Here is a 13,661-nt window from a genome sequence, read left to right as displayed (position 1 = left end):
ACGTCCAGTCCATCACGCTTCGAGGCGAGCATAGATATCGCCTGACGGGTCTTCCGCACGAAGTCTTTCGACATCCCGCAACAACGTTGCGCGATCGACCCAGGTCTCGGTTACAAAACGGTGCTGTTCGCCGACGACCCGTCTGAACCGGTAGTTGCCGAGTTGCAGCAGACGATCGATCGCTTCGCGGGCGACGTCCGGCAGCGCCGGGATGTACTCGAAGGCAATGAGACGGATCGGTTGAGACAGACCATGGAGGATATCGCTTTCCGCGCCCTCGACATCAATCTTACAGAATGCCGGAAGCCCGTATTTCTCGATCAGATGATCAAGCGTGGTCATCGGCATTCTTATCTCCCGATCCCACACGACGCCCCTGAAACCGGTCGCATTGCTGACGCGGTCAACAAAGCGATCGGAGATGGTCGTTACCGTCGGGTGCCGGCTCGATATGCGAAGGGTGACCTCACCCTCCTCGGCGCCGACGGCGATGCGCTCGAGACCTCTCAGGCGGGTCCCCAGCGTCCGGCTCAACAAATCGGCAAAAACCGGCTGAGGTTCGACCGCGACCACGTGCGCACCCAGTGACAGGAGCGTTTGGGTACGACTGCCCACATGGGCGCCGATATCGAACACGAGATCGCCAGAAGAAATGAGTTCGCCGTAGTGGCGCCTCAACTGCAAGCGGCGCCATGGTTGCCCATAGTAGATCAACAAGGAGCGGGCGACACCGGCAGCCACGTCAAGCCGCTGCATCGCGTTCATGCGTTATGCTCCCGAGGGCGCAGTAGATAATAGCTGTCAACCGCGAACGAGTAGGTCAGCAGGAGGAGTGCGGCTGCGGCAAGCCAAGACGAGACAGGCGGATCGATACCGGGCACGAGAATGATGCACAGCACGGAAACCTGGATCACGCAGACGAGTTTACGCCGGTACGAAGGCGGCAGCGGATCCTTGAGGCGCGGCAGGGGATACTGCGCCAGCACGAAGGCATACCGCATGACACCGATGAGCAGCACCCAAAGGCCCGCCTTTCCGAGAAGGAAAGCCGCAACGGCGAGACAGAAGATCAGCAGTGCATCGATCTCCATGTCGAACCGCGCACCGAGTTCCGATTCCTGTCGATAGCGACGGGCAAGATATCCATCGACACCATCCAGAGCCAATGCCGCGAGAACGATGACGACAAGCGACCAGAGCATCGCGCCGCGGGGAATGTCGGAGAACAACACCACCGCGGCGACCATGCTGACAAGGGCTGCCCGAATTGCTGTCACCGTGTTGGCGAAGCCGAACCGCTCAAACCGGTGATATCTGAGTCCGGCCACGACCAGGGCGAATATGATCAGCAACAGGATGGCTGCACCCGCGATAGTGAGGATGCCGAGCGACAAGTGGGAAGCAGTCAGCACATAGCCGGGCATGGCCACGACAAAAATCGACCCCAGGACGGTGAGCGCGCTGTTTCGCAGTGCCGGCGAGTGATCGCCGGCAATCGCCGAATGGGATGATGACGACTTCCTTGACGACGGCATGTTTGCCTTACTCCGCGGCGATCAGCGTTTCGATATCAAGCATGTGACCGGCACGCGCACGCTTGGTCCGGAGATAACCTTCGTTTTCCGCCGTGACCTCGCCCGTGACCGCGAACCGATTGTGCACCTCGATCCCGCCCTGGGACAGAGCCGCGATCTTTGTCGGATTGTTTGTGAAAACGACTACCTTCGAGATGCCGAGCAGTTCAAGCATGGCGATGGCGGCTTCATAGCGGCGATGATCGCTGCCGAAACCCAGTTCTGCATCGGCATCGATCGTGTCCAGCCCAAGATGCTGATAGCCGTAGGCCCGCATCTTGGCGCCAATGCCGGTGCCGCGACCTTCCTGGTCGAGATAGAGCAGCACGCCACCGCCCATCGCCTTCAGCGAATGAAGACCGTTTCGCAGCTGGTCGCCGCAGTCACATTTCAGTGAGCCGCAGAGATCGCCGGTGATGCAAGACGAATGAATGCGGATCGGAACGGGCGCAGCAAGATCGGGTTTGCCAACAATGATGGCCACCTGGTCCTTCTGCGCCAGCCCGCCGCGGAAGACGACGAACTCTGAATCGCCAAGGTCGCGCAACGGCACACGCGTGCGCACGACCGTGTCGAAACGTTGCCGGGCCGGGGCGGCTCGGAGGAAGTCGGCAGTGTGCAGCGAGCAGCAGCCCGCAAAGCGCTGCTCCAACCCGTTGATGTCAGCGCAAACCATCGGCGGCAGCAGCAGCGCGAGCCGCGCGATCTCTGCGGCAGCGCCCATCAATTCAGGCGCCGGATGCCAGATTTGCGGGGCTTTCGCGTCGAGACCGTAGGCCAACCGCGAGGCATCATCGAAGGATACGCCGTCAAGCGGGATGGAAACGTCCCCTGATACTTTGGAGAAAAGCCGCGTTGCCCGATGCGATGTGAGGAACAGGGAATGCCGCCCTTCGGCGGCGACAGCGAACTGCTCGAAGAGTGATGGGCTGGCGCTGTCCAGAGCAAGGACCGCGATCCGCCGATCGCCGTCGCTGAGAACCACAGGCCGGCCGAACCGGAGTTCGGCGACCGCGCGCTCGACCTTCACCTCAGACGAGACAAACTCAAAACCGACGCTGTCAGACATTTGAAATTCTCCGAAATTTTTCACGATAGCCCCTACGTGCGGAGCGCATCGTCGGATCACTCTAGGCCTTCAACTTGATCCGGCGAGGTGACGGACGACACACCAAAGGCAACACGTTGATGTAAATATCGCTCGATGATTTGCACAAAGCATCAGACGCCCTATCTGGCGTTTTGCAATGACAATGACCAGTGCCGGGACGATACTCTCGTCACCCATTCGCGGATTGGCCTCAGGAGAAGCACCACATTGGAGACAAAGCGGCAGATCGATCCGCGCGCGAACAGCCGAGCCTTGTGGTTCCCGGCGAAAGGTGAATGCGTATTACGCGAGGAACAGGTCTTGGCGCCGGCTCCGCACGAGGTTGTTGTACGGACGATGTTCTCTGGCATCAGCCGGGGCACTGAAAGCCTCGTCTTCGCAGGGAAGGTCCCTGAGAGCGAATACGATCGGATGCGCGGCCCACACATGGCGGGGAGTTTTCCGTTTCCGGTGAAGTATGGATATTCGGCGGTTGGCAGGGTGGAGCAAGGCCCGGCATCGCTGGTTGGAAAGGCGGTCTTCTGTCTTCACCCGCATCAGGACATGTTCGTGGCCGATGCCGCGTCCGTGATCGTCATCCCCGAGGGTGTGCCGACCGCCAGGGCCGTTCTGGCAGCCAACATGGAAACGGCACTGAACATCGTCTGGGACGCCACCATACTGCCGGGCGACCGCGTCGCGGTGTTCGGTGCCGGTGTGGTGGGAACACTGGTCGCCCATATCGCTTCCCGCATCGTCGGCACGGAGGTCCTGCTCATCGACAGCAATCCGGAACGCCGGCGGCTGGCTGCGGGACTGGACCTCGATTTCGCTCGCAGCCAAGACGCTTCGGGAAAGTTCGACGTCCTGGTAAACGCCTCCGGTTCCGGGGAAGCTCTCGCTCAAGCGATCGAACTCGCCGGCCAGGAGGCGCGGATCGTCGAGGCGAGCTGGCATGGCGACAAGCCGGTCAGCCTGCCGCTGGGCGGCGCCTTCCACGCGCGCAGGCTGACGATCGCCAGCTCCCAGGTTGGTTCGGTGCCGCCAGACCGGCGCGTCCGCTGGAGCTATGCGCGCCGGCTGGGCAAGGCGCTCGATCTTCTTCGGGACGACCGTCTCGACGTTCTGGTGTCAGGCGAAACCCGCTTCGCCGACCTTGAAGCCGACTATCCGAGGATCATTGCCGATCCAAATACCCTTTGCCACCGTATCTGTTACGAAGAGTGAGACCCCATGTTTGCAGTTGAAGTCCGCGATCACATCATGATCGCCCACAGCCTCCCCCGCCCCGTCTTTGGTCCCGCACAGGGTATGCATGGCGCGACCTTCGTCGTTGACGCTGCGTTCTTCACGCGCGACGTCGACGAGGATGGCCTGGCGGTCGATATCGGCGCCGCGACAACCGTTCTCGGCGAGGTGCTGAAGCCACTCAACTACCAGAATCTGGACGAGCTGCCGGTGTTCGCCGGCAAGGTCTCCACGACAGAGGTGATCGCCAAGCACATCTTCGACGAGCTCGCTCGCGCCGTGGCAGACAAGCGGCTGGGACCCGGCAGTCACCGGATCTGCCGGCTTAGAGTCACTCTGCATGAATCGCACGCCGCGCGAGGCTGGTACGAGGCGGACCTTTGAGCCAAAGCCTCGTCTTCGCCTACCCCGGCAACCTGGCACTCAACACGGGGGGCTATGCCTACGACAGGCGGGTGATCGACGGCTTGGGAAAGATAGGCTGGTCCGTGGCACCCCTTCCGCTTGGCGAGGGTTTTCCTGCGCCATCGGCGGTGGTCAAAGCGGACGCCGAACGGCGCCTGTCGAACCTGCCGGACGACACGCTCGTGATGATCGACGGACTGGCCTTTGGGGTGCTCGACGACTGGGCGGTCCGAGAGGCACGGCGGCTGAGGATCGTTGCCCTCGTTCATCACCCTCTCGCGCTGGAGACGGGTATCCACGAACGCGAGCAGGCTTTGCTTCGCGAGAGTGAGCGGAGGGCTCTCGCCGTGGTTCGCCACGTGCTCGTGACGTCCGAGATGACAGCGCGGGAGCTGAACGCATCCTATGGCGTCGAAAGTGCACGGATAACCGTTGCCCTTCCCGGGACGGCCCCGGCGCCCGCCGCGCGCGGCGACGGTAGCCCCCCGCATATTCTCTCGATTGGTACGCTTACGCCTCGAAAGGGCCACGATATCCTCATCGCCGCCCTGAGGCAGCTTGAGAATCTCGACTGGCGCGCCACGATCATCGGCAGTCCCACGCTCAATCCTTCGACGACCGAGCGCCTGAAGCGTCAGCTGGACGTCTCCGGTCTCGCGGAACGGATAACGCTCGCCGGTGAATGCGCCGACACGCGGGAGCAACTGGCCAAGGCCGATATATTCGCCCTCGCAAGCCGCTACGAGGGGTATGGGATGGTCTTCGCCGAAGCGCTTTCGCAGGGGCTTCCGATCGTTGCCTGCAGAACCGGTGCCGTGCCGGACGTTGTGCCCGACGAGGCAGGACTCCTCGTGCCTGTCGACGATGTCGATGCATTCGCCGAAGCACTGCGGAGCCTCATTGCCGATATTCCGTTAAGGAAGCAGAAGGCGGAAGCATCCAGGCGCGCTGGAGCTCAACTACCGGGATGGGACACGACCGCAGAGATTATATCGAACACATTGAGGATGGTGCCATGAGCGGATTCGACAAGGACTGGCTGGCGCTCCGCGAACCCGCCGACCACGCCGCGCGCCATGCTGGGCTCGTAGGCAGTCTTGCAACGCATCTGGCGAAAAGACAAACCCGCAGCATCATGGACATCGGCTGCGGAACGGGCTCGACCTGGCGCGGCCTCAATTCCCGCCTGCCCGGAATCGACTGGCTTCTGCTCGATTATGACGAGACCCTCTTGAAAGAAGCATCCCGGCGGATCGGAACCGATAATCGCGTGCGGTTCCGTCAGCACGATCTCAACGACCTGGACGGCCTGCCACTGGAGGGTATCGGCGTGATGACCGCATCCGCCGTGTTTGACCTCTGCTCGGAAGATTTCTGTCGTACCGTTGCCGACAGGCTGGCGGCGTCAGGCACCGGGTTATACGCGGCACTCAACTACGACGGCATCATGCGCTGGTCCGTTACCCATCCGCTCGACGAACAGATGGTAGGCTTTTTCAATGATCACCAGCGCACCGACAAGGGCTTCGGGCGGGCGCTTGGACCTGATGCTACGGATTGCCTCGTCCGCGTGTTCAAGGCAAAAGGTTTCGACGTGAAGGTTGAAGACAGCCCCTGGGTTCTCGACGCGACCTTCGGCGATCTTCAACGCGAATTGCTGAAGGGCCTGCGTCAACCAATCCTCGAAATCTCCGGAACGGCTGAGGATCGTGTAGACGAGTGGCTGGCCTATCGGATGGATGCCATCACGGAACCCGGCAGCTCATCCCGGGTTGGCCACAAGGATCTGCTCGCTTTGCCGGCCTGAGAGATTGTCACGTTCGAAATGGCAATCGAACAGAATGTCGCTGCCAAGGCTGTAGACATCGGCCTTGGGGCGATGCGCGCCGCTGAGACGCTCGATCGGCGGCAACATGATGCCGCACGGTCCGGATCCGATGATGATTGGTGAGATGGCGACATGCAGGCGGTCAACAAGCCCGGCGTCGATGAACCGAGCGATCGTTCTGGCTCCGCCTTCGACAAGCACGCGCAGCAGATTGCGGCGCGCCAGCGCATCAAGGATGTCATAGGGATCCAGTCCCGAACTCGTCTGCGGCAGGCTGATGACCTCTGAAGCGGGTAGCGAATGAGCTTTCACAGTCGAGCTGCGGAAAACAATCACCGGCGCACCACCGTCATGGAAAAGGCCCTCGTCACCACTGAGATCGGCATGGCAGTCGATGACCACCCGCACAGGTGCCGGTCCGGAGACCATCCGAACGGAAAGCTTCGGATCATCGGCCTTTACCGTTCCAATGCCGACGATGACGGCGTCGACCAGAGCGCGACAGCGATGAAGATGTGCAAGGCCATCCGGACCGGACACATCTCGGGCGTCGCCTGCCGGTGTTGCCACGCGTCCGTCCAGCGACTGCCCGACCTGCGCGAGGACGAACTGCCGCCGTGCGCCGGCGATCGGAGCGTAAAGTCGATAGGCATCGTCTGCCGGCATGGCCGCAACTTTCCCCTGCCGCAATGCAAGCAGCCGGTTCCACGTCGCTTCTGTCATGTCGATGCTGCGCATGAAAAGCCTAGAGTATCCTGTAGAGCGTATTGTCGCGCTTGATCACATGATGAAGCAGCACGGCACCGATATGCAACGCAAAGAGAAGCAAAAGGATCCATGCACTCCATGCGTGGATCGCAGACAGCGTCCAGGCGATGTCCGGTGTCTTGCCAATCGGACTCCACACGGGCAGCAGCCCGAACCAGACAAGCGGAAACCCATGGGCGTTGGTCGCCAGGAACCCGCTGACGGGCATGATGATCAGGAACGCGTAGAGAAGTCCGTGGACCGTGGCAGCCGCAATCCGCTCGACGGCCGGACCCTCCGGATGGGGCGGCCGGGCGATCAGCTTGTTGCCGACGCGCAGCAGCATCAACCACAAGGCCAGAAAACCGAAGCTCTCATGGATCATGTAGAAGTCGAGCGTCACCTGCTGCTTCGTGAACTGAATGAAGAAGCCGAGAGGCCAGGTGGCCAGCACCAGCGCAGCGACGATCCAGTGAAGAATACGGGACGTCGCCGGATACCGCTGAACGTTGATGACAGCATCGGTAGGTGAAACGACGCCGGACAGCGAAAGATTGTCGGTCATCTTGGTCACGATCTTCTCCACAGGAGCGCCCTCGCATCTCCGCTGAACGGGAGAAGCCAAAGCTGGTTGCGCAGTTAATTATCAGTTCTACGCAAGATAATCCGTCTGGATCGCCCGTGCATGTGACGAAGAGCACAGGTGGCAAGCGCTAAGGCGTTTGAGCGTCAACCATGGAAGGGAGGCGGAGAGAAGTCTCTCCGCCCCGACCATCTACTTGCGCGAGGCGATGTAGGCGCGCCAACCGCCGAGTTCGGTGACTTCCTGCGCCCCCTGGATAGCGTAGGGCTCACAGAGAAAACCGGAAACCTGGCTGCCGTCATCGAGGGTCACCTTGCCGATGCCGAGCGGAGCAGGAATGTTCTGCACGAAGCGGCCGAAGACATCAGCCGGCACCTTCCACACTTCGACCTCGAGCCCCTTGCCGGCAAATCCCGGTTCGCGGATCAGTCCCGGCTTTGGCGGCGTGGTATTGGGCAGCACGAAGAGACGGTAGTCGCCAGCAGTGCGGCAGGACTTCACCAGTTTGCCTCCGGGACCGGTAAGCTCGTGATTGAGTGGCATGCCTGTGAGATGCGCGCCGACCACCATGATCGTGACAAGCCCGTCCTCGGCCTCGGACACCTTGGCACTTTCAGGAAGCACCGCCGCACGGTCCTTGCCCATGCCACAGGCGACCGCGCGATGCATCGCATCGGCGAAAGGCGCCAAGGCGTCATCGGAGAAGGAAGGGCCGAAGAGCGTCACGCCGGCAGGAAGGCCGTTGCTACCAAAACCTGCGGGGATGGCGATCGCCGCGTAGCCGAAGAGGTTGGCGAAGTTGGTGTAACGGCCGAAATGACTGTTCTTGACGATCGGATCGGCCATCATCGCTTCGACGGTGTAGGTCGTCGGCGAGGTGGGCAGCATCAGCACGTCGACCTTGGCCCATTCTCCGAGCGTCTTCTGGCGCAGATGGCCGAGCCTGTACTGGCCCTCGAAGGCTGCGACGGCGTCATAACCCCGCGCGCCCTCGATGATCGTGCGAACGGTCGGATCGAAGTCGTCCGCGTTGGTTGCGATGAAATCCTTCACCGCGGCAAGGCGTTCGGCAACCCAGGGACCGTTGTAGAGAAGTTCCGCGGCCTGACGGAATGGCGCATAGTCGAACGGGACGATGGTGGCACCCAGCGATCTTGCCCGCTCGATCGCCGCGTCATAGATCGCCTCGTAATCCGTATTGCCGAAAAATTCCCGCTCGGCCTCGTCGAGAACGCCGATACGCAGCCCCGAAGCAGGCAGGCTTGCGGGCAAAGCCGGGCGTGAATAGGGGTCGCCGGCGTCGACCCCATCCATCACCTTGCGGATTGCCACGCCATCGCCGACAGTGGCGGCGAACACCGTGACCACGTCGACGCTGCGGCAGGCAGGAACGACGCCGACATTGGGGACGAGACCCGGCGTGGGCTTGATGCCGACGAGGTTGTTGAAGGCAGCCGGCACACGACCGGAGCCGGCGGTGTCGGTGCCGAGCGCGAAGCTCGCCATGCCCGACGCGACCGTGACCGCGGAGCCCGAGGAAGACCCGCCCGAAACATAGTCCTTGTTGAATACGGAGCGCGGTGCGCCATACGGGGACCGGGTACCGTTGAGACCGGTGGCGAACTGGTCGAGATTGGTCTTGCCGATGACGATCGCACCTGCCGCCTTCAAACGGGCAACGACGGTCGCGTCCGTCTCCGGCGTGTAGGCATATGCGGGGCACCCCGCTGTTGTCGGGAGACCCGCAACATCGATGTTGTCCTTGACCGCGAACGGGACTCCCCAGAGGGGAAGACTGTTCGGCTCAGGAGCCAGTTCCATCAGAGCCCTTGCAGCAGAGCGTAGATCGTCGTCAGACGTCGCGGTGATGAAGACCGCCGGATCGTCGGAGGCATTGCGCCTGGCTATGATCTCCTCGGCCATCAGCAGGGGCGTCAGGCCCGTGGCGTATGCCGCTTTGACAGCGGTGAGATCGAGTATGGCTGGTAGCATCAAATATCCTCCAATATGACCAGGACATCGCCGGCCTTTACAGTCCTGCCCGGTCCCGCCCTCAGGTTCCGGACACGTCCGGATGCATGGGCGGTTACGGCAATTTCCATCTTCATAGACTCGATTATGGCAAGCGTTTCGCCAGCCTGCACGGTCTGGCCTTCCTCGACCAACAGTTTCCAGACATTTCCGGGAACGGCGCTTTCGACCCCGAAGCAACCCTCCGGAACATCGCTGGCGAGCCCCGGTCCGGAACCGTCGTCGACTTGAAAACTGTCGAGCCCCTGCTCCTTCCATCGCCGCCGCTCGGCCTCGAAAGCCGTCTGCTGGCTCTGTTTAAAGGCCGCGATACCGGCGGCATTGTTGGTGATTTCCGTCTGGTAGTCCGCGTACGAGAATGTGCCGTCCTCGATGCGGACAGGGTAGCCTCCGTGCGGAAACGCGGCGCGCGCCTCTGTCAATTCCTCATGCGAGACGGGAAAGAAGCGGATCTGGTCGAAGAAGTCGAGCAGCCAAGGTTTGCCCGGTCCGAAAACCGGGGTCTGCCGCCATGTGTTCCACATCTGGATCGTCCGCCCGAAGAGCTGGTATCCCCCCGGCCCTTCCATTCCGTAGATGCACATGTAGGCCCCGCCGATGCCGACGGCATTTTCGGGCGTCCACGTCCGTGCCGGATTGTACTTGGTCGTCACCAGACGATGTCTGGGATCGATGGGTGTCGCAACTGGCGCGCCGAGATAGACGTCTCCCAAGCCCATCACGAGGTAGGAGGCATCAAAGATCGTATCCTTGACGGCCTGCTCGTCGGCAAGGCCGTTGATGCGGCGGATGAACTCGATATTGGAGGGGCACCAAGGCGCATTGGGTCGTACCAGCTCCTGATACTTCCTCATGGCCAGCTCGGCCTGCGGATCGTTCCACGACAGCGGCAGCCACACGGTGCGGCTCGGCACCCTGACATCCGCGACATCCGGCAGGTTGCGTTCGAGATCGGCGAGCAGCGCGATCAGTCTTGTCCGCGAAAGCACGGCACCGTCATAGTGGATCTGCAGCGAGCGGATACCGGGTGTCAGGTCGATCAGACCCGGCAGCTTGGCCGCATGAACCGCCTGCATCAGCAGGTGAACCCGCATGCGGATGCCGATGTCGAGCTGCATCGGACCATATTCGACCAGCAGGTTGTCATCGCCTTGCCGACGATAGACCACGGGGACGGGACCATCGTCACTCGATCCGACCACCGCGGAACCGACTTCCTCGGCGAGCCTCGCGACCACGGGTCCGGCCAGCGGATCGCCGATCCGCCTGACCGGACGGAACCGAATTTTGTCGCCCGGCTTGAACTGCCCCATCTTCCATTGCTCGTCGCGCGCGATCACCGCCGGACACACGAAACCGCCGAGGCTGGGACCATCGGGGCCGAGAATGATCGGCATGTCGCCGGTGAAATCGATCGCGCCGATCGCATAGGCATTGTCGTGGAGGTTGGAGGGGTGCAGACCCGCCTCCCCGCCATCCCGCCGCGCCCATTTCGGCGCTGGACCGATCAGCCTCACACCGGTGCGGGCCGAGTTGAAGTGTACTTCGTAGTCGGTGGAGAATAGGGTTTCGATATCGTCATCGACAAAGAAATCCGGAGCGCCATGGGGGCCATAGAAAACCCCCACCGACCATTCGCGAGCAAGTGAAGCCGGTTCGTCGGCCGGCTTCACATCCGCCTGCGTCGCTCGCGCAAGCCGAAGCACATCCCCCGCCCGCAAGGTCCCTGTGGCATTGCCGCCGAACTGCCCAAGCCCGAAAGTCGCGCGCGACCCGAGGACAACCGGTGCATCGAAGCCACCCGCGACGGCCAGATAGGCGCGCTGTCCAGGGCCGTTGATGGCGCCGATGGAAAGCGTCCGTCCGGCAGATATCCTGACAGGCGCGCCATGCGGAACGGGAACGCCGTCGAGCTTCATCGGCATCTCGGCCCCGGCTAGCGCGACGACACTGTCAGAGAAGAACTTCAGGACCGGTCCATTGACCGTGAGCTCGAGCGCGGCTGTATCGTCGTGGTTGCCAACCAGCCGGTTCGCATGGCGAAACGAACGGTCGTCCATCGGACCTGACGGAGGCACACCGACGTGCCAAAGGCCGAGCCGGCCCGGCAGTTCCTGAAGGCTGGACTGGGCGCCGGGGGCGATGACCTCGACAATGTCCGGAACGAAATGGAAATCCTTGAGCGCCGTCGTCGCCACGTCGCCGCTGGCGAAAAGATCGGAATCCGCAATCGCCTTAAGGTATTCGAGATTGGTTTCGATACCACAGATCGATGTCCCTGCCAGCGCGGACGAGAGGGCTGCGATGGCCGCGGCACGATCCTCGCCTGAGACAATGACCTTCGCCAGCATCGGATCGTAAAATGGCGTCACCTCCGTGCCGGTTTCGATCCAACCGTCTATGCGGACATTCTCCGGGAAGATGACTTCTGTCAGAAGGCCGGCACTCGGACGGAAACCGGCATGCGGCATCTCCGCATAGACGCGCGCCTCGATAGCGGCGCCCTTGGGTGCAAGGTTCTCGTTACCCGTCAGAACGTCCTCGCCAGCCGCCTGACGGATCATCCATTCGACGAGATCCACGCCGAACACCGCTTCCGTGACCGGATGCTCGACCTGGAGCCGCGTATTGACCTCAAGGAAGTAGAATTCCTCTCGCGCCGGATCATAGATAAACTCGACCGTCCCGGCCGAGGCGTAACGAACCTGGCGACCGAGCGCGACGGCTGCGGAATGCAGGCGCTGGCGAACCGTATCGGGCAAGCCCGGCGCGGGGGTTTCCTCGATGACCTTTTGATTGCGGCGCTGCAAAGAACAATCGCGTTCGCCGAGCGCGATCACCCGTCCCCTGCCGTCGCCGAAGATCTGCACCTCGACATGCCGGGCTTTTGCAACGAAACGTTCCAGGTAGACCCGTGCATCACCGAAACTTGCCGTGGCGGTGCGCTGGACGCTGTCGAACGCGGCGGCAAGCGCCTCGGGCGTCTCGCAAAGCTGCATTCCGATACCGCCGCCACCGGCCGTGGATTTCAACATGACCGGATAGCCGATCCGCTCGGCTTCCGTGAGCGCTGCGTCCACCGTGTCCAGAAGCCCGGAGCCGGGCAACAGCGGGACGCCGCTTGCTTCAGCAAGTTCGCGCGCCGTATGCTTGAGGCCGAAGACCGAAATGTTTTCCGGCGTCGGCCCGATGAAGGCAATGCCCTCCTGTCTTAGCCGTTCGGCAAATCCGATGTTCTCGGACAGGAAGCCGTAGCCCGGATGTACGGCCTCAGCCCCGGTCTCGTTGCAGGCAGCAATGACGGCATCGACGTTCAGATAACTCTCCGAGGCCGCTGCGGGGCCGAGGCGAACTGCCTCGTCCGCCATCATCGGGGCTTTTGTGAACCGGTCGGCATCGGAATAGACCGCGACGCTCGCGATCTCCATTTTCTTCAGCGTCTTGATGACGCGCACGGCAATTTCGCCGCGATTGGCGATCAGGACTTTCCTGAACATCAGATCGCCTCGTCATCCCAGACGAGAACGCGGATCGGCGTCGGATCGAAGCCGTTGCAGGGGTTGTTGATCTGCGGGCAGTTGGAAATGACGAGAAGCACGTCCATTTCCGCCTTTAGCTCAACATAGTCGCCAGGCGCGGAAATGCCATCGACGATCGTCATTTCGCCTGATGGTTCGATCGGCACGTTCATGAAGAAGTTGATGTTCGGCACCACGTCGCGCTTGCTCATGCCGTGCTTGGAGACTTCGATGACAAAGTTGTCGCGGCAGGCATGCAGGTATTTGGTGTAGTGGCCGAAACGCACCGTGTTGCTCTCGCACGAGCAGGCGCCGGCGGAGGTGTCGTGGCGGCCGCAACTGTCAGCCGTCATCGTCAGCATCACCCGACCTTCGTTGGAGATCACCTTTGTACCGGTGGAGATGTAGGCCGCCCCCTGCTCGCGCATCGTATCCTGGCTGGAATAGCGTTCGGAGAAGTCGTGGGCGTTGTAGAACAGCGTGTCGACGGCCTGCTGGCCATAGGTATCCTCGATGCGGATCACCTGTCCCTTGTTCACGAAGGTCGAAAACGGCGCCTCTGCGGCGATGTAGTGATCCTGAACTGTGTTCTGCAGCGTGCGCGCGGGAGAAGTCTGGACGAATGTGGTCATGATTG

General features: G+C 61.9%; 12 protein-coding genes. 4 read left to right on the top strand and 8 right to left on the bottom strand.

Annotation, left to right across the window (positions count from 1 at the left end; translation table 11 throughout):
• Positions 1 to 12 precede the first annotated feature (12 nt).
• Genes J5J09_RS18645 through ribA form a run of 3 tightly spaced genes read right to left on the bottom strand, consistent with a single transcriptional unit; the run spans position 13 to position 2,643 of the window.
• On the bottom strand, positions 13 to 765 hold the full coding sequence (locus tag J5J09_RS18645; protein WP_208553737.1) for an FkbM family methyltransferase: 753 nt from the start codon (positions 763 to 765) through the stop codon (positions 13 to 15).
• On the bottom strand, positions 762 to 1,535 hold the full coding sequence (locus J5J09_RS18640) for a CDP-alcohol phosphatidyltransferase family protein (protein WP_208553736.1): 774 nt from the start codon (positions 1,533 to 1,535) through the stop codon (positions 762 to 764). The genes J5J09_RS18645 and J5J09_RS18640 overlap by 4 nt, the downstream gene beginning before the upstream one ends.
• Before the next feature lie 7 nt (positions 1,536 to 1,542).
• Positions 1,543 to 2,643 (bottom strand): GTP cyclohydrolase II RibA, encoded by a 1,101-nt coding sequence (gene ribA, locus J5J09_RS18635; RefSeq protein ID WP_208553735.1) that lies wholly within the window; start codon positions 2,641 to 2,643, stop codon positions 1,543 to 1,545.
• Positions 2,644 to 2,985: 342 nt separating this feature from the next.
• On the opposite strand from ribA, the gene J5J09_RS18630 reads away from it, so the two are divergent.
• From J5J09_RS18630 to J5J09_RS18615, 4 genes are read left to right on the top strand one after another with little or no spacing between them, the layout of a single operon-like run.
• Complete coding sequence (locus J5J09_RS18630; RefSeq protein WP_246746017.1) at positions 2,986 to 3,891, top strand: zinc-binding alcohol dehydrogenase; 906 nt, start codon at positions 2,986 to 2,988, stop codon at positions 3,889 to 3,891.
• Between the two features lie 6 nt (positions 3,892 to 3,897).
• Positions 3,898 to 4,296, top strand: a complete 399-nt coding sequence (locus J5J09_RS18625) for a 6-carboxytetrahydropterin synthase (protein WP_208553733.1) — start codon at positions 3,898 to 3,900, stop codon at positions 4,294 to 4,296.
• Positions 4,293 to 5,336, top strand: a complete 1,044-nt coding sequence (locus J5J09_RS18620) for a glycosyltransferase family 4 protein (protein ID WP_208553732.1) — start codon at positions 4,293 to 4,295, stop codon at positions 5,334 to 5,336. Before J5J09_RS18625 ends, J5J09_RS18620 begins: the two co-directional genes overlap by 4 nt.
• Positions 5,333 to 6,124, top strand: a complete 792-nt coding sequence (locus J5J09_RS18615) for a class I SAM-dependent methyltransferase (RefSeq protein WP_208553731.1) — start codon at positions 5,333 to 5,335, stop codon at positions 6,122 to 6,124. The genes J5J09_RS18620 and J5J09_RS18615 overlap by 4 nt, the downstream gene beginning before the upstream one ends.
• Here J5J09_RS18615 and J5J09_RS18610 read toward each other — a convergent pair.
• From J5J09_RS18610 to J5J09_RS18590, 5 genes are all read right to left on the bottom strand, one after another.
• Positions 6,080 to 6,883 carry a RibD family protein gene (locus J5J09_RS18610; protein ID WP_208553730.1) on the bottom strand — a complete coding sequence of 268 codons (804 nt, stop codon included), beginning with the start codon at positions 6,881 to 6,883 and terminating at the stop codon, positions 6,080 to 6,082. The two genes, J5J09_RS18615 and J5J09_RS18610, sit on opposite strands and share 45 nt — an antisense overlap.
• A 7-nt stretch (positions 6,884 to 6,890) precedes the next feature.
• The gene (locus J5J09_RS18605) at positions 6,891 to 7,457 is read right to left on the bottom strand and encodes a cytochrome b (protein WP_208554441.1); all 567 of its coding nucleotides are present in this window, start codon (positions 7,455 to 7,457) and stop codon (positions 6,891 to 6,893) included.
• Positions 7,458 to 7,667: 210 nt separating this feature from the next.
• Positions 7,668 to 9,467 (bottom strand): allophanate hydrolase, encoded by a 1,800-nt coding sequence (atzF, locus tag J5J09_RS18600; RefSeq protein WP_208553729.1) that lies wholly within the window; start codon positions 9,465 to 9,467, stop codon positions 7,668 to 7,670.
• Positions 9,467 to 13,003: an urea carboxylase gene (gene uca / locus J5J09_RS18595; RefSeq protein ID WP_208553728.1), complete on the bottom strand. Its 3,537-nt coding sequence runs from the start codon at positions 13,001 to 13,003 to the stop codon at positions 9,467 to 9,469. The genes atzF and uca overlap by 1 nt, the downstream gene beginning before the upstream one ends.
• Positions 13,003 to 13,656 (bottom strand): urea amidolyase associated protein UAAP2, encoded by a 654-nt coding sequence (locus tag J5J09_RS18590; protein ID WP_208553727.1) that lies wholly within the window; start codon positions 13,654 to 13,656, stop codon positions 13,003 to 13,005. The genes uca and J5J09_RS18590 overlap by 1 nt, the downstream gene beginning before the upstream one ends.
• Positions 13,657 to 13,661 lie beyond the last annotated feature (5 nt).

It is taken from the genome of Ciceribacter sp. L1K22, assembly GCF_017599385.1.
Lineage (GTDB): Bacteria > Pseudomonadota > Alphaproteobacteria > Rhizobiales > Rhizobiaceae > Allorhizobium.
This window is presented reverse-complemented; position numbering and strand designations above follow the sequence as displayed.

What these genes read in the sequence shown, in the direction of transcription:
- J5J09_RS18625 (WP_208553733.1), top strand. Translation starts at nt 3,898, where the DNA reads ATGTTTGCAGTTGAAGTCCGCGATCACATCATGATCGCCCACAGCCTC.
- J5J09_RS18605 (WP_208554441.1), bottom strand. Translation starts at nt 7,457, where the DNA reads ATGACCGACAATCTTTCGCTGTCCGGCGTCGTTTCACCTACCGATGCT.
- J5J09_RS18590 (WP_208553727.1), bottom strand. Translation starts at nt 13,656, where the DNA reads ATGACCACATTCGTCCAGACTTCTCCCGCGCGCACGCTGCAGAACACA.
- J5J09_RS18615 (WP_208553731.1), top strand. Translation starts at nt 5,333, where the DNA reads ATGAGCGGATTCGACAAGGACTGGCTGGCGCTCCGCGAACCCGCCGAC.
- ribA (WP_208553735.1), bottom strand. Translation starts at nt 2,643, where the DNA reads ATGTCTGACAGCGTCGGTTTTGAGTTTGTCTCGTCTGAGGTGAAGGTC.
- J5J09_RS18610 (WP_208553730.1), bottom strand. Translation starts at nt 6,883, where the DNA reads ATGCGCAGCATCGACATGACAGAAGCGACGTGGAACCGGCTGCTTGCA.
- J5J09_RS18640 (WP_208553736.1), bottom strand. Translation starts at nt 1,535, where the DNA reads ATGCCGTCGTCAAGGAAGTCGTCATCATCCCATTCGGCGATTGCCGGC.
- atzF (WP_208553729.1), bottom strand. Translation starts at nt 9,467, where the DNA reads ATGCTACCAGCCATACTCGATCTCACCGCTGTCAAAGCGGCATACGCC.
- J5J09_RS18645 (WP_208553737.1), bottom strand. Translation starts at nt 765, where the DNA reads ATGAACGCGATGCAGCGGCTTGACGTGGCTGCCGGTGTCGCCCGCTCC.
- uca (WP_208553728.1), bottom strand. Translation starts at nt 13,003, where the DNA reads ATGTTCAGGAAAGTCCTGATCGCCAATCGCGGCGAAATTGCCGTGCGC.